General features: G+C 45.5%; 24 protein-coding genes. 21 read left to right on the top strand and 3 right to left on the bottom strand.

Going from position 1 to position 23,970, the window contains the following annotated elements; translation table 11 throughout:
• Positions 1-799: 799 nt before the first annotated feature.
• From NL645_RS12245 to pgpA, 14 genes are all read left to right on the top strand, one after another.
• Entirely contained in the window at positions 800-2,089 is a 1,290-nt protein-coding gene (locus NL645_RS12245) for an NCS2 family permease (protein WP_253651765.1), read from the top strand.
• Between the two features lie 264 nt (positions 2,090-2,353).
• Positions 2,354-2,818 (top strand): oxytetracycline resistance phosphoribosyltransferase domain-containing protein Tet(34), encoded by a 465-nt coding sequence (gene tet(34) / locus NL645_RS12240; RefSeq protein WP_005391418.1) that lies wholly within the window; start codon positions 2,354-2,356, stop codon positions 2,816-2,818.
• A 91-nt stretch (positions 2,819-2,909) separates the two neighbouring features.
• Complete coding sequence (gene frsA, locus NL645_RS12235; protein ID WP_005391416.1) at positions 2,910-4,157, top strand: esterase FrsA; 1,248 nt, start codon at positions 2,910-2,912, stop codon at positions 4,155-4,157.
• A gap of 116 nt (positions 4,158-4,273) precedes the next feature.
• Complete coding sequence (gene crl / locus NL645_RS12230; RefSeq protein ID WP_005391414.1) at positions 4,274-4,663, top strand: sigma factor-binding protein Crl; 390 nt, start codon at positions 4,274-4,276, stop codon at positions 4,661-4,663.
• A 121-nt stretch (positions 4,664-4,784) separates the two neighbouring features.
• Positions 4,785-5,924, top strand: coding sequence for a glutamate 5-kinase (proB, locus tag NL645_RS12225; RefSeq protein ID WP_005391413.1), 1,140 nt, complete (start codon positions 4,785-4,787; stop codon positions 5,922-5,924).
• 17 nt (positions 5,925-5,941) lie between these two features.
• The gene (locus tag NL645_RS12220; RefSeq protein WP_253651764.1) at positions 5,942-7,192 is read left to right on the top strand and encodes a glutamate-5-semialdehyde dehydrogenase; all 1,251 of its coding nucleotides are present in this window, start codon (positions 5,942-5,944) and stop codon (positions 7,190-7,192) included.
• 206 nt (positions 7,193-7,398) lie between these two features.
• Positions 7,399-7,848 carry a transcriptional regulator NrdR gene (nrdR, locus tag NL645_RS12215; RefSeq protein WP_005381578.1) on the top strand — a complete coding sequence of 150 codons (450 nt, stop codon included), beginning with the start codon at positions 7,399-7,401 and terminating at the stop codon, positions 7,846-7,848.
• A 7-nt stretch (positions 7,849-7,855) separates the two neighbouring features.
• Positions 7,856-8,983 (top strand): bifunctional diaminohydroxyphosphoribosylaminopyrimidine deaminase/5-amino-6-(5-phosphoribosylamino)uracil reductase RibD, encoded by a 1,128-nt coding sequence (gene ribD, locus NL645_RS12210; RefSeq protein ID WP_253651763.1) that lies wholly within the window; start codon positions 7,856-7,858, stop codon positions 8,981-8,983.
• Positions 8,984-8,991: 8 nt separating this feature from the next.
• Complete coding sequence (locus NL645_RS12205; protein ID WP_253651762.1) at positions 8,992-9,645, top strand: riboflavin synthase; 654 nt, start codon at positions 8,992-8,994, stop codon at positions 9,643-9,645.
• Positions 9,646-9,819: 174 nt separating this feature from the next.
• Positions 9,820-10,929, top strand: a complete 1,110-nt coding sequence (gene ribBA / locus NL645_RS12200) for a bifunctional 3,4-dihydroxy-2-butanone-4-phosphate synthase/GTP cyclohydrolase II (RefSeq protein ID WP_164666669.1) — start codon at positions 9,820-9,822, stop codon at positions 10,927-10,929.
• A gap of 169 nt (positions 10,930-11,098) precedes the next feature.
• Entirely contained in the window at positions 11,099-11,569 is a 471-nt protein-coding gene (gene ribE / locus NL645_RS12195; protein ID WP_005381572.1) for a 6,7-dimethyl-8-ribityllumazine synthase, read from the top strand.
• Positions 11,569-12,036 (top strand): transcription antitermination factor NusB, encoded by a 468-nt coding sequence (gene nusB / locus NL645_RS12190; RefSeq protein WP_005381571.1) that lies wholly within the window; start codon positions 11,569-11,571, stop codon positions 12,034-12,036. Before ribE ends, nusB begins: the two co-directional genes overlap by 1 nt.
• Positions 12,037-12,114: 78 nt before the next feature.
• Positions 12,115-13,080: a thiamine-phosphate kinase gene (gene thiL, locus NL645_RS12185; RefSeq protein ID WP_253651761.1), complete on the top strand. Its 966-nt coding sequence runs from the start codon at positions 12,115-12,117 to the stop codon at positions 13,078-13,080.
• 91 nt (positions 13,081-13,171) lie between these two features.
• The gene (gene pgpA / locus NL645_RS12180; protein ID WP_046874310.1) at positions 13,172-13,678 is read left to right on the top strand and encodes a phosphatidylglycerophosphatase A; all 507 of its coding nucleotides are present in this window, start codon (positions 13,172-13,174) and stop codon (positions 13,676-13,678) included.
• A gap of 46 nt (positions 13,679-13,724) precedes the next feature.
• Here the strand turns inward: pgpA and dxs are convergent, their stop codons facing one another.
• The 3 genes from dxs to xseB are packed head-to-tail and all read right to left on the bottom strand — an operon-like array spanning position 13,725 to position 16,759.
• Entirely contained in the window at positions 13,725-15,590 is a 1,866-nt protein-coding gene (gene dxs / locus NL645_RS12175; protein WP_047010153.1) for a 1-deoxy-D-xylulose-5-phosphate synthase, read from the bottom strand.
• A 20-nt stretch (positions 15,591-15,610) separates the two neighbouring features.
• Positions 15,611-16,495, bottom strand: coding sequence for a (2E,6E)-farnesyl diphosphate synthase (gene ispA, locus NL645_RS12170; protein WP_005391389.1), 885 nt, complete (start codon positions 16,493-16,495; stop codon positions 15,611-15,613).
• 21 nt (positions 16,496-16,516) lie between these two features.
• The gene (xseB, locus tag NL645_RS12165) at positions 16,517-16,759 is read right to left on the bottom strand and encodes an exodeoxyribonuclease VII small subunit (protein WP_005381566.1); all 243 of its coding nucleotides are present in this window, start codon (positions 16,757-16,759) and stop codon (positions 16,517-16,519) included.
• Positions 16,760-17,022: 263 nt separating this feature from the next.
• Between xseB and pomA the strand changes: the two genes are divergently transcribed.
• The 7 genes from pomA to rlmM all read left to right on the top strand — a co-directional run bounded on the left by pomA (position 17,023) and on the right by rlmM (position 23,917).
• Entirely contained in the window at positions 17,023-17,784 is a 762-nt protein-coding gene (gene pomA / locus NL645_RS12160; RefSeq protein WP_005381564.1) for a flagellar motor protein PomA, read from the top strand.
• A gap of 14 nt (positions 17,785-17,798) precedes the next feature.
• Entirely contained in the window at positions 17,799-18,746 is a 948-nt protein-coding gene (locus NL645_RS12155; RefSeq protein ID WP_006741833.1) for a flagellar motor protein MotB, read from the top strand.
• Positions 18,747-18,957: 211 nt separating this feature from the next.
• Entirely contained in the window at positions 18,958-20,406 is a 1,449-nt protein-coding gene (gene thiI / locus NL645_RS12150) for a tRNA uracil 4-sulfurtransferase ThiI (RefSeq protein WP_031780206.1), read from the top strand.
• A 510-nt stretch (positions 20,407-20,916) separates the two neighbouring features.
• Positions 20,917-21,837 (top strand): transcriptional regulator GcvA, encoded by a 921-nt coding sequence (locus NL645_RS12145; RefSeq protein WP_253651760.1) that lies wholly within the window; start codon positions 20,917-20,919, stop codon positions 21,835-21,837.
• The gene (locus NL645_RS12140; protein WP_253651759.1) at positions 21,818-22,441 is read left to right on the top strand and encodes an alpha/beta fold hydrolase; all 624 of its coding nucleotides are present in this window, start codon (positions 21,818-21,820) and stop codon (positions 22,439-22,441) included. The genes NL645_RS12145 and NL645_RS12140 overlap by 20 nt, the downstream gene beginning before the upstream one ends.
• A complete protein-coding gene (locus NL645_RS12135; RefSeq protein ID WP_005391376.1) occupies positions 22,431-22,829 on the top strand; it encodes a DUF423 domain-containing protein in 399 nt (132 codons plus the stop codon). The genes NL645_RS12140 and NL645_RS12135 overlap by 11 nt, the downstream gene beginning before the upstream one ends.
• Complete coding sequence (gene rlmM / locus NL645_RS12130) at positions 22,826-23,917, top strand: 23S rRNA (cytidine(2498)-2'-O)-methyltransferase RlmM (protein WP_005391375.1); 1,092 nt, start codon at positions 22,826-22,828, stop codon at positions 23,915-23,917. Before NL645_RS12135 ends, rlmM begins: the two co-directional genes overlap by 4 nt.
• The last annotated feature ends 53 nt before the right edge of the window (positions 23,918-23,970 follow it).

Here is a 23,970-nt window from a genome sequence, read left to right as displayed (position 1 = left end):
TTTTAACTCATAAAACTGTAATTTAATTACAGTTAAACTTTGATGAAGATCAATTTATATATTTTTTGTGATTCCAGTCACTAAAATGCTTGTAATTAAATTTCTTGGTGGTATATTTGTAACCAGCTTCTGAGAGAAGAATGAAATGCTCAAAGGATGAGTCCGTTTTATCGCCTCCAAGGAACCGAGAAATCAACGAATGTTTAATTGATTTAAAAGGTGATAGTTATGAAAGGTTTACCAAGTACAATGTTCTGGAATAGCAAGTCTGTTTACACCGGCAACTTTGTATACCCAACAAGCTTTGGCTACTAAGTGAAGTCAACGCATGTGACTCGAACAGTTTGTTCACCCCTATAAATTGGAATTTTTTTTCAGTGATATTGCTGACATGATTCACCGCCACCCAAATTGGGTGGCGTTTTTTTATCTCCACTTTCTCTTTCTGACACATTTTCTGCCATCAAGGCTGGATTCTATTCTCCGTTCTTCAGTTTTATCGACTTCCCCGTCAAATCCACCTAGATATGACGCTTAAAACGCCTAGTTTCTATTTGAAAGTTTAGTACATTGTTCAGTTTTTATTCTGTTGTTGGGTTCTGAACGATAATTATTAATTGTTGTTTTATAATAATATATTTCCTGTTTTGCTTTTAAGAATTAGCGAATGGGTTTCATATCCAAAGAAAAAAATCGCATTAGAGTGAAGATTCTATCTAGAATTTGCTATTTGATAACTTTATAATTCCCGCCAATCGATTACGCAACCGTTTACTTTTTACCTTTACAGGATTCGATCATGCTCGAGAGGCTTTTTAAGCTCAGTGACAATGGCACAAATGTGCGCACTGAGATCATTGCAGGTGTTACCACCTTCCTAACCATGGCTTACATTATTTTTGTAAACCCAGCGATCCTGTCGGATACCGGTATGGACCGTGGTGCCATTTTTGTTGCAACTTGTCTTGCGGCCGCTATCGGCTGTTTCATCATGGGATTTGTTGCCAACTACCCAATTGCACAAGCACCAGGAATGGGGCTGAACGCATTTTTCACTTACTCTGTTGTGTTGGGAATGGGCTATACGTGGCAAGTTGCGTTAGCGGCGGTGTTTGTTTCAGGCCTGCTGTTTATTCTTTTGAGTATATTTAAGATCCGTGAGTGGATTATTAACTCGATCCCGCATTCTCTTCGAACTGGTATTTCAGCCGGTATCGGTCTTTTCTTAGCATTTATCGCATTAAAAAATGCAGGCATCGTCGTTGATAACCCTGCGACATTAGTTTCTATGGGAGAGATCACATCATTGCCATCTGTATTGGCTGCGATTGGTTTCTTCCTTACTATCGCGCTTGTTCACCGTGGTGTGAAAGGTGCGGTGATGATCGCCATTCTTGGTGTTACAGCGCTTGGCCTTCTATTTGGTGATGTACAGTGGAGCGGTATTATGTCAACGCCACCAAGCATTGCACCCACTTTCATGCAACTGGATTTCTCTGGTTTGTTTGAAGTTGGCATGATTTCCGTTGTGTTCGCTTTCCTATTTGTCGATTTGTTTGATACCGCAGGTACGCTAGTTGGTGTTTCTCAAAAAGCAGGCCTCACGGATGAGAATGGCAACATCCCGCGTCTAAACAAAGCGTTACTTGCAGACTCAACGGCAACGTCAGTAGGTGCATTACTTGGTACCTCAAACACCACATCTTACATTGAGAGTGTTTCTGGTGTGGCGGCTGGTGGTCGTACTGGTCTAACAGCAGTGGTTGTTGGCGTGCTCTTCCTACTTGCTCTGTTGTTCTCACCACTAGCAGGAATGATCCCAGCTTACGCAACATCGGGCGCTCTGTTCTATGTCGCGATTTTGATGCTGTCTGGACTGGTAAGCATTGATTGGCGTGACCTAACGGAAGCATCACCAGTTGTTGTGACTTGTTTGGTGATGCCATTAACGTTCTCGATTGCAGAGGGTATTACGTTAGGCTTTATCGCGTACGCGGCGATCAAATTATTCAGCGGCAAGGGCCGTGAAGTGTCGATGAGTGTGTGGGTGATGTCTGCCATCTTCATCGTCAAATACCTCGTCGGTTAATTTCTCGAGCAAAAAGCCAGTGTGGATTTATTCACGCTGGCTTTTTCTTTTTTCACGTTGTTCACTTCAGACGGTTTTTCTGCGGAATAGGCAGAGAATTTTGATATCACCGTTGGTATTAGCGGTGTGTTTCGGTAGAATAATCGTTTGCGCAGCTTGAAATCCTCATCTCCATACGTTTTGGAGAGGTCAGTGAGCATTCCGCTTTTGAGTGAGTTCGCTAGATTTTGAGGATGCATATTTTCAAATTATTAGGTTATTACAATGAGTAAAAAATTCATTATCACTTGGGATGCAATGCAGACTTACTGCCGTGAACTGGCTGAAAAACAAATGCCAGCTGAGCAATGGAAAGGAATTTGGGCGGTAAGCCGCGGTGGTTTAGTTCCCGGCGCTATCTTGGCTCGTGAACTGGGTATTCGTTACGTTGATACAATCTGTATTTCAAGCTACGACCATGATCATCAGCGCGATATGACGGTACTAAAAGCACCTGAAGGCGATGGTGAAGGTTACCTAATCGTTGAAGACCTAGTAGACAGTGGTGATACGGCGCGCAAACTACGTGAGATGTATCCAAAAGCGAAGATGATCGCTGTGTGTGCAAAACCTTCAGGCAAAGCGTTGCTAGATGATTATGTGGTAGATATCGCGCAAGACACTTGGATTGAACAACCTTGGGATATGTCAATCCAGTACGCTGAGCCTGTAAACCGCAAGCAAAAATAAACGCTATTAAAGAATATTGAGAAATGCCCCTGTATAGGGGCATTTTTTTTATTATCATAACAACTCATGCTAATAGCCTAAGGTTCTTCCTATGTCTGAAGACGTCAGTAAAAATCTTTCCGAAACTTTGTTCGTGAAACATAAGCAAGCAAAAGAAACCTCTGCGCTTACCCAGTACATGCCGACCAGTCAAAAAATACTTGATGAGCGAGAAGCGCAGGGTGATCGTGCTTGGTATCGTCATTTGCGCCGCTTGCAATGGGCTTGGCAAGGGTTGTCTCCGATAGAGATGGAAGGTGTGCTTTCTAAAATCGCTTCTTCTTCCCACTCTCGAACCAATGATGATTGGTTAGACACCGTAATGGGATACCACAACGGCAACTGGACATTTGAGTGGATTAAGCTCGGCATGGAGCATCAGAAGCGTTCAAATGAAATGCAAGGTGAGGAGGCCGCCGATGAACTCTTCACTGCATCTCTATGTTTTAGTATCGCAGGCTACCCACATCTGAAGAATGATAATTTGGCCTTGCAGGCTCAAGTGCTGGCAAACAAAGCGTACTCTGACGGCGCAGAGAAGACCAAGTACACTATCAAGCAAATTGAAGTGCCTTACCAAAATCGCAAAATCATCGCGAACCTTCATTTGCCAAGAACCGACAAACAACTGCCTGTGGTGATGGTGAGCGCTGGTCTCGATACGTTACAAACCGACATGTGGCGTTTGTTCCGCAATCATCTTGCACCACGAGATATTGCAATGTTGACGGTCGACATGCCTTCGGTGGGGCACAGTTCTCACTGGCCTTTGACTGAGAACTCAAGCTGTCTGCACCAAGCGGTACTAAATGAGCTGTATTCATTGCCTTGGGTGGATCATCACAAAGTGGGGTTAGTTGGATTTCGTTTTGGTGGTAATGCCATGATCCGACTCTCTTTTGTTGAGCAAGAGAAGATCAAAGCTTGTGTAGCCCTCGGCGCACCCGTACATGATATTTTTACTTCCCCTGAGAAGCTGCAAAAAATGCCGAAGATGTACTTAGATCTTTTGGCTTCTCGCTTAGGGAAAAGCGCGGTTGATATTAATAGCATGGCGGGCCAGATGATGGCCTGGTCATTGAAGGTTCAGGGCTTCTTGAGCAGTAGAAAAACCAAAGTACCTATTTTAGCTTTGAGCCTTGAAGGCGATCCGGTGTCTCCACACAGTGATAACCAACTCGTCGCGCTGTTTAGCCAGTATGGCAGAGCGAAAAAAATCAGTTCCAAAACGATTACAAAAGGATATGAGCAATCCCTCGATTTAGCCATAAAGTGGCTAGAAGATGAATTATTAGGGTGACAATTCTCCTAAATTAGTTAAAAGTGATATATCTGAGCAAAAAAATAAGCTCATGATAATTAAAAATAATAATCATTCTTGGGTGTTTACTTTTAACTATGAAAACGGAGATTCATATGTCAGAGACGACTCAGGGCCCGACTCACTTTCGCTTGATGTCAAAGTTGAAGGCGATAGGGCCTTACCTGCGCGAACCACAATCGCAAGAAGGGCGCTATTATTTTGATTGTCTATCTGTTTGTGTAGACGACAAAAAATCGCCTGAGAAGCGTGAATTTTGGGGCTGGTGGATGGATTTAGAATCCATCGAAGGAGGCTTTACTGCCAAATATCATATCGGCAAGTACAACAAAGAAGGGCAATGGGTATCTGAAGCCCTGCCTAAAAAAGCGGTAGAGGAAGTGTATCTGACGCAGAGCACATTCCATCAAAAGCTGGTTGATACTTTAGAAGAACACTTCAAATTAGAAGTCGAATATCACACGGAGTCTTTCGATTTCGCTTAATTTGGTTGTTTTCATTTAATACCAAACAAAAAGGTGCGAAAACGCACCTTTTCTCTTGTTAATTCCCTCTTTGATTGTTAAAACATCCTCTCTTTATTTGTTTTTCACTTCAGAAGACATCATGACAACGAATCAACAAAATGCAGTTGTTTCACAACCACAAACTGTCGTTGTGAAACTGGGTACAAGTGTGCTGACAGGCGGCACTCTGGCACTCGACCGTGCTCACATGGTTGAGTTAGCGCGCCAGTGTGCTGAGCTTAAAAAACAAGGCCATTCAGTGGTAATGGTTTCGTCTGGTGCTATTGCAGCAGGCCGTGAGCATCTTGGTTACCCCGCATTGCCCAACGAGATGGCGAGTAAACAATTACTTGCGGCGGTGGGGCAAAGTCGCTTGATTCAAACATGGGAGTCTTTGTTTGGTATTTACGGTATCAAGATCGGCCAAATGCTACTAACTCGTGCTGATTTAGAAGATCGCGAGCGATTCCTAAACGCACGTGACACCATCAATGCGCTCGTTGCGAACGATATTATTCCTATCGTAAACGAAAATGATGCCGTTGCGACCAGTGAGATTAAAGTGGGCGATAACGACAACCTTTCCGCTTTGGTGGGCATTTTGTGTGGCGCAGATAAGCTCTTGCTTTTAACTGACCAAAAAGGTCTGTTTACTGCTGACCCTCGTAAAGACCCGAACGCAGAGCTGATCAAGGAAGTAAAAACCATCGACGATACGCTGCGTAAAATCGCAGGAGGAAGTGGTACAACATTGGGTACAGGCGGTATGGCAACGAAGCTGCAAGCCGCAGACATCGCTCGCCGCGCTGGTATCGAGGTTATTATTGCTGCCGGTAGTGCACCGAATGTTATCTTTGACTCTTTGAGTGCAGAGCCACAAGGCACACGCTTCCTACCTTGCGCTGAAGCTTTAGAAAACCGTAAACGCTGGATTCTGGCGGGACCTGCGGCATCGGGCGACATCATTATTGATGACGGTGCGGTAAATGCTGTGGTCGGTAAGGGCAGTAGCCTACTTGCTAAAGGGGTAATCAAAGTAAGTGGTGACTTTGCTCGAGGCGAAGTGGCGCGTGTAACAAATTCTCACGGTAAGTTGGTGGCTCGTGGCATCAGCGCCTACTCAAGTGATGACCTAACTAAAATTACTGGTAAGCACAGTAAAGATATCATCTCTATTTTGGGGCATGATTATGGCTCTGAGGTGATTCATCGCGATGATTTGGTTGTCATTCAGGAATAGAATTAGAGGGAAGCAAAGTGGATTTAACGAATATGGGTAAAGCTGCTAAAGATGCAGCTTTCGAATTAGCGACAGCGTCAACTGCGCAAAAGAACCAAGCTTTAGCGCTCATTGCTGATGAGCTAGAAGCAAACTCCGTTGCTATTTTGGCGGCAAACGCTAAAGACATCGAACTTGGCCGTGAAGCGGGTTTAACCGATGCACTGCTTGATCGCCTTTTGCTGAATGAAGAACGATTGACTGCAATTGCGAATGATGTCCGCAACGTTATTAGCTTGAACGATCCTGTAGGCAGCGAAATCGACAGTAAGGTACTGGAAAATGGGATGTCACTGTCCCGTCGCCGCGTACCACTGGGTGTTGTAGGCGTAATTTATGAAGCGCGTCCTAACGTGACTATTGATATTGCGGCGCTGTGCTTGAAAACCGGCAACGCAAGCATTTTGCGTGGCGGCAAAGAGACATTTTTCTCGAATATGGAATTGGTAAAGGTTATTCAGTCTGCGCTAGCAAAGGCGAACCTTCCTGCCGCTTCGGTTCAGTACATTGAAAAGCCAGATCGTGAGCTAGTCTCTCAACTGCTTAAACTGGACGATTACGTCGACATGATCATTCCACGCGGTGGTGCTGGCCTACACAAAATGTGTAAAGAAAACAGCACGATTCCGGTGATTATTGGCGGCTTTGGTATCAGCCATATCTTTGTCGACGAATCCGCTGATCTAGAGAAAGCTCTGAATGTGGTTGAGAACTCTAAAGTTCAACGTCCATCTGCGTGTAACTCACTAGATACGCTGCTCGTGCATGAAAAAATTGCAGCACAGTTTCTGCCAATGATCGTTGAGCGTATGGACGAAAAAGTGACGTTCGTGGCAGAGCCAAAAGCAAAAGAACTCATGGAGCAAGCGAAACAAGTTCGCGATGCTGTTGAAGGTGACTTTGATACGGAATGGTTGAGCTACACCCTTGGTGTAAAAGTCGTGTCTGATGTGAAAGATGCAATTGATCATATGCGTGTTCATAACGCGAGCCACTCAGATGCGATCATGACCAATAGTTTGGAAAACTCAGAACTGTTCATCAATTCTGCTGGTTCCGCGGCGGTTTATGTGAATGCTTCAACGCGCTTTACAGACGGTGCGCAATTTGGCCTTGGCGCAGAAGTCGCAGTATCCACGCAAAAGCTACATGCCCGTGGTCCAATGGGCTTAGAAGAGCTAACTAGCTACAAGTGGGTTGGTAAAGCGAACTACTTAGCACGCAGTTAACACATTCGACGAGATCTTGAGTGAAAAAGGGGCCTTTGGGCCCCTTTTTGTTTTGTCTAACATACCAATTCCGCTACACTACATGAGCTTTTATTTCGGTTTGAAAGCGTTATACCCAAATAGCTTTAATAGAGTCCGTATAACCATGAACGCGTGGTTATTCGTGATTGCTCATGAGGTTATTTTGGTATAGATATGGAGGTGATATGCATTGTCCTTTTTGTTCCGAGAACGATACCAAAGTTATTGATTCCCGCTTAGTGGCTGATGGCCATCAAGTTCGACGTCGTCGTCAGTGCTTGGCGTGTAGCGAGCGTTTTACTACGTTTGAAAGCGCAGAGTTAGTGATGCCTAAAGTGATCAAATCGAATGGCAACCGTGAACCATTTGATGAAGATAAAATGGTTGGCGGTATTCAGCGCGCATTAGAGAAACGCCCAGTGAGTGCCGATTCTATAGAGTTAGCGATCAGTATGATCAAATCACAACTGCGTGCGACGGGTGAACGAGAGGTTCCGAGTGAAATGATTGGTAATTTAGTCATGGACCAACTCAAAGAGCTCGACAAGGTCGCTTATATCCGTTTCGCCTCAGTTTACCGCAGCTTTGAAGACATTCGCGAGTTTGGCGAAGAGATTGCCCGCCTAGAAGACTGAGTAGCTCATGACTCAACACACTCCTGAAAGAGCGTTTTCTGATTTAGATTTCGCCATGATGTCACGAGCTATTAAGTTAGCGAGATGTGGCATTTATACCACCGCCCCAAATCCAAATGTGGGGTGCGTCATCGTTCGTGATGAAGAAATTGTTGGTGAGGGCTATCACCACCGCGCTGGTGAGCCGCATGCGGAAGTGCACGCGATGCGCATGGCGGGTGAAAAAGCAGTTGGTGCAACCGCTTATGTGACGCTCGAACCTTGCTCTCATTACGGCCGTACACCGCCATGTGCTGAAGGGCTAATCAAAGCCAAAGTGGCACGTGTGGTTTGCGCAATGGTAGACCCAAACCCTAAAGTTGCGGGGCGGGGCATCCAGATGTTGCGTGATGCCGGAGTTGAAGTACAAATCGGCTTGTTAGAGCGAGATGCTCTTGCCCTTAATCCAGGGTTTATAAAGTACATGCGTACAGGCATGCCGTTTGTTCAATTAAAAATGGCTGCCAGTTTGGATGGGCAAAGCGCGCTCAGCAATGGGCAGAGCCAATGGATCACCTCCCCAGCGGCCCGCCAAGATGTGCAGCATTATCGAGCGATGAGTGGTGGCATTCTCTCTACCAGCAAAACGGTGATTGATGATAATGCGTCACTCAATGTGCGTTGGGATGACTTACCTACCAGTGTTCAAGCGCAGTATTTACGAGAAGAACTTCGTCAACCAGTACGTGTAATCTTAGACCGTCAGAACCATTTAACGGATGCGCTCAAGCTGTTCCATACCGATGGAGAGCGAGTTATTGTTAGCCCAGATGGAGACTGTATCCCTCTATTGGACAGCGCTGACCAGATTGACTTATCAACAACATTAAAGCGTATCTCGGATGAGCACCACATCAATCACTTATGGGTTGAAGCTGGAGCTACGCTAGCGAGTGCGATGATAAAGGCTAACCTTGTAGATGAGCTCATTGTTTACCTTGCGCCAAAACTCATGGGCAGCGATGGTCGGGGGCTTATCGGTGCTTTAGGGTTAAGCGCTATGGCTGACGTCATAGATTTAAACATTACAGACGTTCGTATGGTTGGGGTAGACATTCGCATCACCGCCACCATAAAACGTAATGAACTTAGATAAGAAATAGTATGTTTACAGGAATAGTAGAAGCAGTTGGCAAGTTAGCTGCGATTACGCCGAAGGGCGAAGATATCACTGTCACGATTGAAACGGGTACGCTTGATATGTCAGACGTTAAGTTAGGCGATAGCATTGCGACCAATGGTGTTTGCTTAACGGTAGTTGACTTCGGAAGCCACTATTACAGTGCTGATCTGTCATTAGAAACCTTGAAGAAAACTGGGTTTGCCGAGTACCAAGTGGGCGATAAGGTGAATCTAGAAAAAGCCATGTTACCAACAACGCGATTGGGTGGACATATCGTTTCTGGCCATGTCGATGGGGTTGGTGAAATTGTCGAACGCAATTCAGTTGGCCGTGCGATAGAGTTTTGGGTTGCAATGCCAGCGGAAATTAGCAAGTACGTTGCAGAGAAAGGCTCGATTACTGTTGATGGTATTAGCCTAACCGTCAACGACTTACGTAAAAATGCTTTTAAGCTGACGATCGTTCCTCATACGAGTGAAGAAACTACGATTGACCAGTTTCAAGTGGGGCGCAAAGTCAACTTAGAAGTTGATGTACTTGCGCGTTATATGGAGCGTTTACTGCAAGGGCAGCAAGAAGATAAGGCCGAGTCTCGTATTTCGATGGACTTTTTACAGCAAAACGGTTTTGCATAAGTCTTGGGAGTGGCTGCGTGAGGCGTGCGATAAAGAGCAGACTCACAGAACACCGCGAGATTCATTGACTTGCTTGGTGCAAAGCTCAAACTATTGACCTCACCAGCATTCACTGCAACATGATTTTTTCATTGCTGCCGCAATAACAAATTTAGAATAACGGGAAAACAGACTATGCCAATCAGTACGCCACAAGAAATTATTGATGATATTCGCGCAGGCAAAATGGTCATCCTAATGGATGATGAAGACCGCGAGAATGAAGGTGACTTGATCATGGCTGCCGAGCATATTACGCCGGAAGCCATCAACTTTATGGCAACCTATGGCCGTGGCCTGATTTGTTTAACCATGACCAAAGATCGTTGCGAAAGCCTAGGTCTGCCACCAATGGTGCAAGACAATAATGCGCAATACACAACCAACTTTACCGTTTCTATTGAGGCGGCAGAAGGAGTAACGACGGGTATTTCAGCCGCGGATCGCGCACGTACGGTTCAAGCGGCAGTCGCGCCAAACGCCAAAGCTGCGGATTTGGTGCAGCCTGGTCATATCTTCCCGCTCGCGGCCCAAGATGGCGGCGTACTGACTCGCGCTGGTCACACTGAAGCTGGCTGTGATTTGGCTCGCCTTGCTGGTTTAGAGCCTGCATCGGTGATTGTTGAGATCTTAAATGACGACGGCACCATGGCTCGTCGCCCTGATCTAGAGGTCTTTGCAGAGAAGCACGGTATTAAATTGGGCACTATTGCCGACCTAATTGAGTACCGCAATAACACTGAGACAACGATTGAACGTGTGGCAGAGTGCAAGTTACCGACAGAGTTTGGCGAGTTCACGTTAGTCACGTACAAGGACACCATTGATAACCAAGTGCACTACGCAATGTGCAAGGGCGATTTGAAAGAAAAAGCGCCACTGGTTCGCGTACATCTTCAAGACGTTTTTACCGACTTACTACGTAGCGACCGTAATGCAGAGCGCAGCTGGACACTAGATAAGGCAATGAAACGCATTGGTGAAGAAGGCGGTGTGCTGGTTGTTCTTGGCCATGAAGAATCGACTGATCTACTTATTCATCGCGTGAAGATGTTTGAAGCGCAAGACAAAGGTGAAGCACCAACGCTTGCTAAAAAACAAGGCACGTCTCGCCGTGTTGGTGTGGGGTCACAGATTCTTGCGGATCTCGGTGTACATGATATGCGCCTTCTGTCATCGACCAACAAAAAGTACCACGCATTAGGTGGTTTTGGTCTGAACGTGGTTGAGTACGTCTGCGAGTAACAACCGAACAATAAGTTCCTAGTCTTTTACGCACTCAACTCGTCAATGGCTAGGAACCGGTGATTTGCCTCCAATTTCCATTAGATATTGCTCACAAATTTGTGCTAGAATCCGGCGATTCTCACTTGATGAACATATTTCACTTATAAATAGAGTTAAAGGAAAGCTTATGAAAGTGATCGAGGGTGGCTTCCCAGCGCCAAATGCAAAAATTGCTATCGTTATTTCTCGTTTCAACAGTTTTATTAACGAAAGCCTACTTTCTGGTGCGATCGATACACTAAAGCGTCACGGACAAGTAAGCGAAGACAACATCACGGTTGTGCGTTGTCCAGGTGCCGTAGAACTACCTCTAGTAGCTCAGCGTGTTGCTAAAACTGGCAAATTCGACGCTATTGTTTCTCTAGGGTCTGTTATTCGCGGTGGAACGCCTCACTTTGACTATGTTTGTAGTGAAATGAACAAAGGTCTAGCACAAGTGTCTATGGAATTCAGCATTCCAGTAGCATTTGGTGTTTTGACTGTTGATACGATCGATCAAGCGATTGAACGCGCAGGAACCAAGGCTGGTAATAAAGGTGCAGAGGCTGCACTAAGCGCACTTGAAATGATTAATGTACTATCTGAAATTGATTCCTAATGGGGGCCAGTGTGAAACCAGCCGCACGTCGTAACGCACGTCAATTCGCTCTACAGGCGATCTACTCATGGCAAATTACTAAAGAGAATGTTGCCAAGATTGAAGAACAGTTTTTGTCTGGCGACAAATACGATGAAGAAGAACTTCATGCATCTGAGCCAGCGCTTGCTGCTCCAGAAACAGACGTAGCTTACTTCCGTGAACTACTAAGCGGTGTTGTACTTAGCCACGCTGAGCTAGATAGCAAAATTCGTCCATACATCTCTCGTCCTATGCAGGATTTAGATATGATGGAACTTGCTCTTCTTCGCCTTGCTATGTACGAGATGACTCGTCGCGAAGATGTTCCTTACAAAGTTGTTATCAATGAAGCGATTGAACTTGCAAAAGTCTTCGCAGCAGAAGATAGCCACAAGTTTGTGAACGGTGTACTTGATAAAGCAGCACCTCACATTCGTAAGAAATAACGATTTCTTCAATGAAAAGGTCAGCACATGCTGACCTTTTTTGTATCAAAAGCTTTTACATCAAAAAGTAAGTGAATTATGTCTGGTGAATTTAATCTGATAGACAAATACTTCGTCGGTCGTCAGAGCCAACGTAAAGATGTCCATCTAGCGGCTGGTGATGATTGCGCACTCGTTAAGGCGCCGACTAATGTTCAGATTGCGATTAGCACGGATACATTGGTGGCGGGAACGCATTTCTTAGCCGACGCAAATCCGGCGTGGGTGGCGCACAAAGCATTGGCTTCTAACATCAGTGATTTGGCAGCGATGGGAGCAACGCCTGCATGGGTGAGCTTTGCATTAACGATGCCCGAGCCAGATGAAGAATGGCTTGCACCTTTCTGTGATGCATTTTTCGAACTGGCTGATTACTATGGTATCCAGTTAATAGGCGGTGACACCACCAAAGGGCCATTGTGTCTGACACTAACGGTGCAAGGTTTTGTACCTGAAGACAAAGCGCTCACACGTTCCGGAGCAAAGCCAGGGGACTGGGTGTACGTAACGGGGAACCTTGGCGATGCAAAAGCTGGCTTAGATGTGATTCTAGATGGCTCTCTACGCAGCAGAGCTGGCGCGGAAGCACTAGAGCGAGCTCATTACCTTAGTTCGCCTCGTGTGCTCGCTGGTCAGGCTCTTGTTGGCTTAGCCTCGTCGGCGATAGATATTTCAGATGGTTTAATCTCTGATATTAAGCACATTTTACAGCGATCTCAGGTTGGGGTGAGTATTGATGTCTCTCAGCTACCGATCTCTTCAGAATTAGTCCAGTTTTTAGATGATAAGATCAGCGCGCAGCAGTATGCTTTAGCAAGTGGCGAAGAATACGAGTTGTGTTTTACCGTGCCGGAGCAAAATCGAGGCTCGTTACAAAGCGCTTTATCTCATACTGGCTGTAAGGTCACATGTATTGGTCAAATCCGACCAAATGGAACCTTCGAGCTGCATGATAACAATCAACCACTTGATTGGGACTTAAGTGGCTTCGACCACTTTAAATGATCTGAGCTAAGCTCTAGCCAAGAGCCTGTTACTATTGAGCAACTCACAGGCATGACGATTGAAACCAAACTAGCAGTATAGGTTTAAGGATATGACCAACCCTCTTTCTCTGATTTCATTAAAGAACCCGTGGCATCTATTGGCGACGGGTTTTGGCAGTGGATTATCCCCGTTTATTCCAGGAACAATGGGGACACTGGCGGCCGTGCCCTTCTTTTTGTTGTTGGCGCAATTGCCATTTACGGCGTATGTCATTGTTGTTCTGATTTCGTGTGTGATCGGCATTCAAATCTGCCAAGTGACGTCTGCAGACATGAAAGTACATGATCATGGTTCAATCGTATGGGATGAATTTGCGGGTTTTTGGATTACGATGGGTATCGTCCCTGCGTTAAATATTCCGTTGACCGAGTGGAAGTGGTTGCTCACTGGCTTCATCTTGTTCCGTTTTTTCGACATGGTAAAACCGTGGCCAATTGGGTGGCTAGATAAGCGAGTTCACGGTGGGCTGGGTATTATGGTTGATGATATCGTGGCGGGAATTATGGCTGGTGTTGCCCTGTTTCTAGTCGCAAAATACGCCGGCTGGATGAATTAAACGTTGGACGTAAAAAAGGGATGCCATGAGCATCCCTTTTTACATGCTATTTTGCTAAATAATCCAAGATGGATTTTTCAATCCCTTTTGCATCGAGACCAAGCTCTTCATGCAGTTCATCTTGTGTTCCTTGATGAATAAACTCATCTGGTAAACCTAGGTTCAACACAGGTTTAATGATTTTATCTTTCATCATGAACTCAACAACACCAGCACCAGCACCACCCGCGATAACATTTTCTTCTAACGTCACGAGCACGTCATGATCTGCGGCTAATTGACGAATTAATGCTTCATCGAGCGGCTTCACAAAGCGCATATCAGCAACAGTGGCGTTAAGGTATTCTGCCGCTTCTAGCGCGTTACCCAAGAAAGTACCAAAGTTCAGAATAGCAACTTTTTCACCTTGGCGAACCATGCGTCCTTTACCGATTTCTAAAGCCGTAAACTCAGTTTCGATTTCTACGCCCATCCCGCTACCGCGAGGGTATCGAACCGCACTAGGGCCAGTATGTTTATGGCCAGTGTAAAGCATTTGTCGACATTCGTTTTCGTCACTTGGCGCCATGATCACCATGTTCGGAATACAGCGCATAAAGCTTAGATCGAATGCGCCTTGGTGAGTTTGGCCATCTGCACCAACGAGACCTGCACGGTCGATAGCGAACATTACTGGTAAATCCATGATCGCGATATCGTGGATCAGTTGGTCATAACCACGTTGCAAGAAAGTCGAATAGATAGCAACGATTGGATGATCGCCCGCAATTGCCATGCCTGTTGCAAGTGTCACAGCGTGTTGCTCAGCAATCGCCACGTCAAAGTATTGGTCTGGATATTCTTTTGAGAAACGTACCATACCAGAGCCTTCGCGCATTGCTGGCGTAATTGCCATTAGCTTAGGATCTTGGGCCGCCATGTCACATAAAAAGTCACCAAAGATCTTTGAGTAAGTTGGCTTACCGCCACTGCTTTTCGGTAGACAGTTATGCGTTGGATCGAATTTAGGAACACCATGGTAGCCGATAGGATCTTTCTCGGCAGGCTCATAACCTTTGCCTTTCTTGGTCATGATGTGTAGGAACTGAGGACCTTTGAGCTCACGCATGTTTTTTAGCGTTTTGACGAGTTCATTGACGTCGTGCCCATCAATCGGACCAATGTAATTAAAGCCGAACTCTTCGAACAGAGTACCAGGCACTACCATGCCTTTTAGGTGCTCTTCCGTACGGCGAACCAACTCTTTAATAGGTGGAACACCAGACAACACTTTTTTACCGCCTTCACGGATAGAAGTGTACAAGCTGCCAGAAAGTACTTTCGCAAGGTGGTTATTCAGGGCGCCGACGTTTTCTGAAATAGACATTTCGTTGTCGTTCAAAATCACCAACATATCAGGATGAACGTCGCCAGCGTGGTTCATAGCTTCGAATGCCATGCCGGCTGTAATTGCGCCATCGCCAATCACACTGACAATTTTACGACCTTTGCCTTCTTTTTGTGCGCTGATGGCCATGCCAAGACCAGCACTAATCGATGTCGAAGAGTGACCGACAGATAAGGTGTCATATTCACTTTCTTCACGCCAAGGGAAAGGGTGTAGACCATCCTTTTGGCGAATTGTTGGCATTTTATCGCGACGTCCGGTTAGGATTTTATGCGGGTAAGCCTGATGACCAACATCCCAGATCAGTTTGTCGATAGGGGTGTTGTAAACATAATGCAGAGCGACAGTTAGCTCCACGGTGCCTAAGCCAGACGCTAAGTGTCCGCTAGATTGGCTCACTGAATTTAGCAGATACGTTCGCAGTTCATCACACAGATTTGGTAATGTTTCTTTCGGAAGGAGACGTAATTCTTCCGGTGTATTTGCTAACGCCAGTGTTGGGTACTTTGAAATATCAAGAGTCATATAAATGCGCGCTTATAGTGTTAATTTTTGCGCTCGATGACATATCGGGCGAACTCTTCGAGTAACTGAGTATTGTATGGGATAGCTTCCAATGCTTGAAGTGCTTCCTGTAACAGAGTGTGAGCTTTCTCTATGGCTCCCTCTAAACCCAGCAGGGAAGGATAAGTGCTCTTATTCAGACCTTGGTCGGAACCTTGAGGCTTACCCAGTGTTTCTGTGTCACTGATGATATCAAGAATATCGTCTTGAACCTGAAACGCCAAACCAATTGCTTTTGAGTAGCGCTCCAAGTGAGGTAGAACCTCGATACCTTTCTCACCAGCAGCTAATGCACCTAATTTTACCGCACAATCAATCAGAGCTCCGGTTTTTTTACGGTGTATCTCTTCCATTTCTTCAAGAGAAACTTGGCGATTTTCTGCGCCTAAATCTAAAGCTTGTCCAACACACATGCCGTTGGCGCCAGAAGAATGCGCCAGCGCTTTGATCATATTGATGCGTTGAGTCTCGGCTGCCGGGTTTAATTGACCATCGGCAATAATGGTGAAGGCGAGAGTTTGTAGTGCATCACCTGTCAGTATTGCGGTTGCTTCATCAAACTTAATATGACAAGTTGGTTGACCTCGACGCAGTTCATCATCGTCCATGGCTGGCAGATCATCATGAATGAGTGAGTAGGCATGTATACATTCGATAGCAGCGGCAGGAGTGTCTAAGTCTTCTGGTTTACAGCCGAGCATTTGACCTGTGATGTAAACAAGAAAAGGGCGAACGCGTTTTCCACCTAGCAAAAGGCCGTATTTCATTGCTTGAATCAATGGCTGCTCTTGATATGGAAGCTGATCGAGCCACAAGTTCAATTGCTGATTGTTTCTTTGTTGAAAAGACGTCAATGTCTGTTGCATCACATTGCTCACTACTGATGGTTATTCTGAATCTGGTTTGAAGTCACTCAGTGGTGCTTCATCATCTTCGCTGAGAAGAATACTTACGCGCTGTTCGGCGTCGCTAAGTTTAGTTTGGCCAGCACGAGCTAAGGCAATGCCTCGTTCAAACTTACGTAGAGCATCATCTAGGGCAAGATCGCCATTTTCTAATTGATCAACCAAGCTATCAAGCTCTTCAATGGTTGCTTCGAAGGTCATGTTTTCTGGTTTCTTGACCGCCATCTTTTTTCTGCCTTAATCAAGCCTTGGAGAAGATGCACGAAAGTTACCTTAGCCTAGTAACTTGGTCAAATTTAACCTTATATAATTGTCACAAAATTAGCGTTAAACGAGCCTAAGCGCTGAAACCCCATATTTTGGTTAAGGTTGTTAAGTCTAATTTGTGATCCATTAGCTAAGATTTTTCTAAAAATTCTGCGCGAGTTGTCGATACAGGTAATAATCCGCCCAATGGCAGTATTTGAGTATAGCGTGAGGAGTGCTTTGTGGATTTAGCAACCCTATTAGGTTTGATTGGTGGTTTTGCATTCGTCATTATGGCGATGGTGCTTGGTGGCAGCATCGGCATGTTTGTCGATGTCACGTCGATCCTTATTGTCGTTGGTGGCTCAATATTTGTAGTACTGATGAAGTTCACAATGGGACAGTTCTTTGGTGCAACAAAGATCGCAGGCAAAGCCTTCATGTTTAAAGCGGATGAACCGGAAGACTTGATCGCAAAAATTGTGGAAATGGCCGATGCGGCACGTAAAGGTGGTTTTCTTGCTCTTGAAGAGATGGAAATTAATAACACTTTTATGCAAAAAGGCATTGATTTGCTTGTTGATGGCCATGATGCCGACGTGGTAAGAGCAGCCTTAAAAAAAGACATCGCGCTTACGGATGAACGACATACTCAAGGCACTGGCGTATTTCGCGCCTTTGGTGACGTTGCCCCTGCAATGGGGATGATTGGTACCTTGGTTGGCTTAGTCGCGATGCTTTCGAATATGGATGATCCAAAAGCGATTGGACCAGCAATGGCGGTTGCGCTCTTAACCACATTGTATGGCGCGATCCTGTCCAACATGGTGTTTTTCCCTATTGCGGATAAGCTTTCTCTGCGCCGTGACCAAGAAACGCTAAACCGCCGTTTGATCATGGATGGCGTATTAGCGATTCAAGATGGTCAAAACCCGCGAGTGATTGATAGCTACTTGAAGAACTACCTCAACGAAGGTAAACGTGCCCTTGAGATTGACGAGTAACTTGGAGAGTAGTGATGGATGATGAAGATAACAAATGCGATTGTCCGCCACCCGGTCTCCCGTTATGGATGGGGACATTCGCGGACTTAATGTCGCTACTGATGTGTTTCTTTGTTCTTCTGCTCTCGTTTTCTGAGATGGACGTGCTGAAGTTCAAACAGATTGCGGGATCAATGAAATTTGCCTTCGGTGTACAAAATCAACTTGAAGTGAAAGACATTCCCAAAGGTACTAGCATCATTGCTCAAGAGTTTCGACCGGGCCGACCGGAACCAACGCCGATTGATGTCATCATGCAGCAAACTATGGACATCACTCAGCAGACGCTCGAATTTCATGAAGGGGAGTCTGACCGAGCTGGTGGCACAAAGCGTGATGAAGGCAAGTTAACCGGTGGTCAATCGCCAGAAACGTCAACGCAAAACAATCAATCTGCAGAAGCGGACATGCAACAGCAGCAATCTGAAGAGATGTCGCAAGAGATGGAAACCTTGATGGAAAGCATCAAGAAAGCTTTAGAGCGAGAGATTGAACAAGGTGCCATTGAAGTTGAAAATCTTGGCCAACAGATTGTTATACGCATGCGTGAAAAAGGTGCATTCCCTGAAGGTTCGGCCTTCTTGCAGCCTAAATTCCGCCCTTTAGTTCGACAAATTGCAGAGTTAGTAAAAGACGTGCCAGGCATTGTGCGAGTATCAGGTCATACGGACAACCGACCGTTGGACTCAGAGCTTTATCGTTCTAACTGGGATCTCTCTTCTCAGCGCGCCGTATCGGTTGCACAAGAGATGGAGAAGGTGAGAGGCTTCTCTCATCAACGTTTGAGAGTGCGAGGCATGGCAGATACTGAACCATTGTTGCCGAATGATTCTGATGAAAATCGCGCGCTTAACCGACGGGTTGAAATCAGCATCATGCAAGGCGAGCCACTATACAGTGAAGAAGTGCCTGTAATTCAATAACTAGACTTTAGTTTCAAGTCAGTAGAGAGATAAGAAAGCGAGCAGATTGCTCGCTTTTTTTGTTTTTCCAATCCGCTTGGGTGTATAATCTTGCGCCTTAAAAGTGAGCTCAGACTACTTTTTGTGACTGAAACGCGGTTTTACTGCGTATGAAGCATTGAAGTTGAGTGTCACTCTTTGTTGATTGCGAAACTAACCTGCGAATTAGACTATGAAATTTATTGTAAAGCCCCATCCAGAAATTTTTGTAAAAAGTGAATCTGTGCGTAAGCGCTTCACAAAGATTTTAGAGTGCAACATTCGTAACATCATTAAGAGCCGCACGGAATCTGTCGCGGTATTCAACCGTCGTGATCACATTGAAGTGACCTCTGAGAGTAACGAATTCCACGCTGAAGTTCTTGAGGTTTTGACTCATACACCAGGCATTCACCACGTACTGGAAGTGAAGCAGACCGAATTTAAAGATTTGCACGATATCTTCGAACAAGTACTGGAGCTAAATCGCTCTGCACTCGAAAATAAAACCTTTGTTGTACGTGCGAAGCGTCGCGGTAAGCACGACTTTACCTCTATCGAACTAGAGCGTTATGTCGGCGGTGGTTTAAACCAAGCGATTGAGAGCGCAAGAGTTAAGCTGCAAAACCCAGACGTGACGATCAAGGTGGAAGTCTCGAACGATAAGCTAAACCAAGTGCTGGCTCGTCATAAAGGTTTAGGCGGCTTCCCACTGGGCACGCAAGAAGACGTGTTGAGCTTGATCTCTGGTGGTTTTGACTCTGGTGTTTCTAGCTATCTGCATATCAAGCGTGGCTCAAAAGTACATTACTGCTTCTTTAACTTAGGTGGTCCAGCACACGAAATCGGCGTTAAGCAGGTTTCTCACTACCTATGGAACAAATACGGTTCTTCTGCAAAAGTACGTTTCATTTCAGTTGATTTCGAACCTGTGGTTGCGGAAATCCTAGAGAAAGTCGATGACGGTCAAATGGGGGTTATCTTGAAGCGTATGTTCATGCGTGCAGCAGGCATGATCGCTCAGAAGATGAAGATCGAAGCATTGGTGACTGGCGAAGCGCTCGGTCAGGTATCGAGCCAAACGCTAACTAACCTCCGCCATATCGATAACGTAACGGACACGTTGATTCTGCGCCCACTTATCAACTGGGATAAAGAAGACATCATTAACCTAGCACGCGAAATCGGCACAGAAGACTTTGCGAAGACTATGCCAGAGTATTGTGGTGTTATTTCTAAGAAGCCGACAGTAAAAGCGATTAAAGCGAAGCTAGAAGCGGAAGAAGAGAAGTTTGACTTTAGCATTCTTGAGCAAGTAGTTCGTGATGCACGCATGATGGACATTCGTGATATCGCGAAAGAGTCTGAGCAAGCAGCACCAGAAGTCGAGCAGGTTGAAGCGGTAGAAGAGCACGCGGTTGTGCTAGATATTCGTAGTCCTGAAGAGGAAGACGATAACCCGCTCGAAATCGAAGGTGTGGATGTGAAACATATCCCATTCTACAAGTTGGGTACACAGTTTGGTGATTTAGACCAATCTAAGACATATCTATTGTACTGTGACCGTGGGGTGATGAGCCGTCTGCAAGCACTTTACTTGCAAGAGCAAGGCTTCAATAACGTAAAAGTTTACCGCCCATAGTTGACTGATAAAAAGACGTTAAAAGGCGCAAATTGAGACATCAATTTGCGCCTTTTTTGTTTTTGATCGCGTTACAGCTAACCATTACTTAGCATAATGTTGAGGCTTATCGCAAAGCCATACACTTTATGTTGATATAACGATAATTAATCCGAAAGAAGAGTAATAAAGTGATGTTGCTTCCAGATATGCGGATGAGATTTTCGATAGATAAAAAAACACCGCCTAATTTAGGCGGTGTAACAAATTTGACAGACAGGTCAAAAATAAATACAGGAAGTATATGTTTTGTCACAGGGAGTGTGGACAAAACATTATGGTAGAAATCTACCTAACTCGAAATACGAGTTTGCAAACACAACATCGCAACAACAAGCCAATTGATTTCCAAAGAAATCAAGCCGTTCAGGCTCGTGTTGCGGGGTGAAATATAGAATTTATCTGGCTGTTCGACAACGGACATTTTATAATGTTTCAGATTAAAAAAACTAATCCTATTTGAGGTCCCATATGTCTCGCAGATTGCCTCCATTAAATTCGCTTCGAGTCTTCGAAGCGGCTGCTCGCCATCTCAGTTTTACGCGAGCGGCAGAAGAGTTGTTTGTTACTCAAGCCGCGGTCAGTCACCAGATTAAAGCACTCGAAGAGTTCTTATCGTTGAAGCTTTTTCGTCGCCGTAATCGTTCGCTATTGTTGACAGAAGAAGGACAAAGTTACTTTCTCGACATCAAAGATATTTTCACCTCGATTGCCGAGGCGACAGATAAGGTATTGCAACGTAGTGAAAAAGGGGCATTGACGATCAGTCTACCGCCGAGTTTTGCTATCCAATGGTTGGTGCCTCGTTTGGCCGATTTTAATGCTCAAGAGCCAGATATCGATGTACGTATTAAAGCTGTGGATATGGATGAAGGTTCACTGACTGATGATGTAGATGTGGCTATCTACTATGGCCGTGGGAATTGGCCGGGTTTGCGAGCGGATAAATTGTACCAAGAGTTTCTGATCCCACTTTGTTCACCTTCGTTACTTTTAGGCAACAAACCATTAGAATCTCTAAGTGACCTCAAATTACACACTTTGTTACATGATACTTCGCGTAAAGACTGGAAGCAGTTTGCGCGTCATTACAACATCGAAGGTATCAATGTAAACCACGGTCCTATCTTCAGCCACTCGACGATGGTGCTACAGGCTGCTGCGCATGGTCAGGGGGTCGCGCTTGGTAACAACGTACTCGCCAAGCCAGAAATGGAAGCTGGACGACTCATTGCGCCATTCGACGAGGTGTTGATCTCCAAGAATGCATTCTACGTGGTGTGTCATGAACAGCAGGCAGATATGGGCCGAATCGCAACGTTTAGAGACTGGATGTTAGCGACCGCGAGAAAAGAGCAAGAGGAAGTATTAGATGAGCCAATGGATAGTTGAGGGACCTGAGAGCGGTCCTCTATTTATCTTTGCCCATGGCGCTGGAGCGGGGATGGAACATGATTTCATGACCGCCGTTGCCAAAGGATTAGTTGAGCAAGGAATTCGCGTGGTGCGATTTAACTTCCCGTATATGATTAAGCGAGCGGAAGATGGGAAAAAGCGCCCACCAGAGCGTGCGCCAAAACTGCTGGAAGCCTATGAAGAAGTGATTGCTCACTTTACCTCTCAACCTATTGTCATTGGTGGCAAGTCAATGGGTGGTCGCATGTCGAGTTTACTGGCTGAAAATGAGCTGGTGGCGGGCATTGCCTGTTTAGGGTTTCCATTTCACCCACCGGGAAAGCCAGAGAAATACAAAGGCGAGCACTTAGCAACTATTGAGAAACCTACGCTGATTCTACAAGGGGAGCGAGACACCTTTGGTAATCGTGAGGAGTTCGATGACTTTGTCCTTTCATCACAAGTCAAGGTGAGTTTTTTACCCGATGGTGACCACAGCTTTAAACCGCGCAAGAGCTCAGGCCATACCGAGGCGGGTAACATCGAGCTCGCGGTAGAGCAGTTAGTGGCGTTTATCAAAGAGGTGTACCGTGAAAAGTAAGTGGTTACTCTCATTTTCTGGTCTATCTGGGCTGGTTTCTGTCGCTCTAGGTGCCTTTGCTGCACATGGGCTAAAAGCTCAGCTGGCTCCGTATTTACTTGGCGTATTTGAGACTGGAGTGTTGTACCAATTTATTCACACGCTGGCGATTGTGTTTTGTGCGGTTTTATTGCTATTGAATTTGGGACAAAAAGCACAAAAATATTTTTTCATTGCAGCGATTTGCTTTATCATCGGCATCTTTTGTTTTAGCGGCAGTCTTTACGCGCTGGCGCTGACAGGCATTAAGTGGTTTGGGCCGATTACTCCAATGGGAGGATTACTGTTCATGATTGGTTGGTGTCTGTTCTTTTTTGCTGCGTTCAATATCAAAGAGGTCTCCAAGTGAAACAACTAATGCTCTATTGCCGTTCAGGCTTTGAGAAAGAGTGTGCTGGTGAAATTCAGGACAAAGCGACACAGTTGGAAGTGTATGGCTTCCCTCGTGTGAAGAGAAACTCAGGTTATGTTGTCTTCGAGTGTTACCAAGATGGAGATGCGGACAAACTTGCGAGAGGTTTGGACTTCAAGTCGTTAATCTTCGCTCGCCAAATGTTTGCGGTAGCGGCTGAGTTTCAATCGCTGCCAAGTGATGACCGCATTAGCCCAATTTTGAACGAGCTAGCAGACATTGAAGCGTTTCCTCGCTGTGGGGATTTGAGAATTGAAACCCCGGATACGAATGAAGCGAAAGAACTACTGAAATTCTGCCGTAAATTTACTGTCCCAATGCGTCAAGCGTTGCGCGGTAAAGGTCTAATGTTGAACAAAGACAACGCGAAGAAGCCAGTACTGCACATTTGTTTTGTGGAGCCTGGCCACTGTTATGTCGGTTATTCTTACACTGACAATAACTCTCAGTTCTTCATGGGTATTCCTCGCCTTAAGTTCCCAGCAGATGCCCCAAGTCGTTCAACGCTTAAACTGGAAGAAGCATTTCACGTATTTATTCCACGTGAAGAGTGGGATGAGCGTTTGGCACCAGGAATGTGGGGAGTTGATTTAGGGGCATGTCCAGGCGGTTGGACGTACCAACTGGTGAAGCGCTCGATGTTCGTTCACTGTGTCGATAACGGCATGATGGCAGACAGCTTGATGGAAACTGGCCAGATCAAGCATCATATGGTGGATGGTTTTAAATTCGAACCAGACCGTAAGAACGTAACATGGATTGTTTGTGACATGGTAGAAAAGCCAGCTCGTGTTGCTCACCTTATGGGCCAGTGGCTGTTAAAAGGTTGGGCGAAAGAGGCAATCTTTAACCTTAAGCTGCCAATGAAAGGCCGCTATGACGAGGTGCTGCAAGACCTTGAAAACCTGAAGCAGTTCCTGATTGATAATAAGGTAAAGTTCAGGCTACAAGCTAAGCATTTGTATCATGATCGTGAAGAGATCACGATTCATATCCAGTGTCTATCGAACATTTCGCCGTACTAATTCTATCTCCGAGTCATTTGGGGATAGTCCCGAGAATAGAAAAAAGCGCCTTC

Source organism: Vibrio sp. Y51_MX_L26, assembly GCF_024181935.1.
GTDB classification, from domain to species: domain Bacteria; phylum Pseudomonadota; class Gammaproteobacteria; order Enterobacterales; family Vibrionaceae; genus Vibrio; species Vibrio diabolicus.
The sequence above is the reverse complement of the archived record's forward strand: the minus strand, read 5'-3'. Positions and strand labels throughout refer to the sequence as shown.

Excerpts from the sequence above, each read along its gene's own strand:
- NL645_RS12155 (WP_006741833.1), top strand. The coding sequence starts at position 17,799 with ATGGATGATGAAGATAACAAATGCGATTGTCCGCCACCCGGTCTCCCG.
- ispA (WP_005391389.1), bottom strand. The coding sequence starts at position 16,495 with ATGCAACAGACATTGACGTCTTTTCAACAAAGAAACAATCAGCAATTG.
- nusB (WP_005381571.1), top strand. The coding sequence starts at position 11,569 with ATGGGGGCCAGTGTGAAACCAGCCGCACGTCGTAACGCACGTCAATTC.
- thiL (WP_253651761.1), top strand. The coding sequence starts at position 12,115 with ATGTCTGGTGAATTTAATCTGATAGACAAATACTTCGTCGGTCGTCAG.
- xseB (WP_005381566.1), bottom strand. The coding sequence starts at position 16,759 with ATGGCGGTCAAGAAACCAGAAAACATGACCTTCGAAGCAACCATTGAA.
- NL645_RS12205 (WP_253651762.1), top strand. The coding sequence starts at position 8,992 with ATGTTTACAGGAATAGTAGAAGCAGTTGGCAAGTTAGCTGCGATTACG.
- frsA (WP_005391416.1), top strand. The coding sequence starts at position 2,910 with ATGTCTGAAGACGTCAGTAAAAATCTTTCCGAAACTTTGTTCGTGAAA.
- ribE (WP_005381572.1), top strand. The coding sequence starts at position 11,099 with ATGAAAGTGATCGAGGGTGGCTTCCCAGCGCCAAATGCAAAAATTGCT.
- nrdR (WP_005381578.1), top strand. The coding sequence starts at position 7,399 with ATGCATTGTCCTTTTTGTTCCGAGAACGATACCAAAGTTATTGATTCC.
- NL645_RS12140 (WP_253651759.1), top strand. The coding sequence starts at position 21,818 with ATGAGCCAATGGATAGTTGAGGGACCTGAGAGCGGTCCTCTATTTATC.
- NL645_RS12145 (WP_253651760.1), top strand. The coding sequence starts at position 20,917 with ATGTCTCGCAGATTGCCTCCATTAAATTCGCTTCGAGTCTTCGAAGCG.
- NL645_RS12245 (WP_253651765.1), top strand. The coding sequence starts at position 800 with ATGCTCGAGAGGCTTTTTAAGCTCAGTGACAATGGCACAAATGTGCGC.
- dxs (WP_047010153.1), bottom strand. The coding sequence starts at position 15,590 with ATGACTCTTGATATTTCAAAGTACCCAACACTGGCGTTAGCAAATACA.
- crl (WP_005391414.1), top strand. The coding sequence starts at position 4,274 with ATGTCAGAGACGACTCAGGGCCCGACTCACTTTCGCTTGATGTCAAAG.
- pgpA (WP_046874310.1), top strand. The coding sequence starts at position 13,172 with ATGACCAACCCTCTTTCTCTGATTTCATTAAAGAACCCGTGGCATCTA.
- ribBA (WP_164666669.1), top strand. The coding sequence starts at position 9,820 with ATGCCAATCAGTACGCCACAAGAAATTATTGATGATATTCGCGCAGGC.
- proB (WP_005391413.1), top strand. The coding sequence starts at position 4,785 with ATGACAACGAATCAACAAAATGCAGTTGTTTCACAACCACAAACTGTC.
- thiI (WP_031780206.1), top strand. The coding sequence starts at position 18,958 with ATGAAATTTATTGTAAAGCCCCATCCAGAAATTTTTGTAAAAAGTGAA.
- ribD (WP_253651763.1), top strand. The coding sequence starts at position 7,856 with ATGACTCAACACACTCCTGAAAGAGCGTTTTCTGATTTAGATTTCGCC.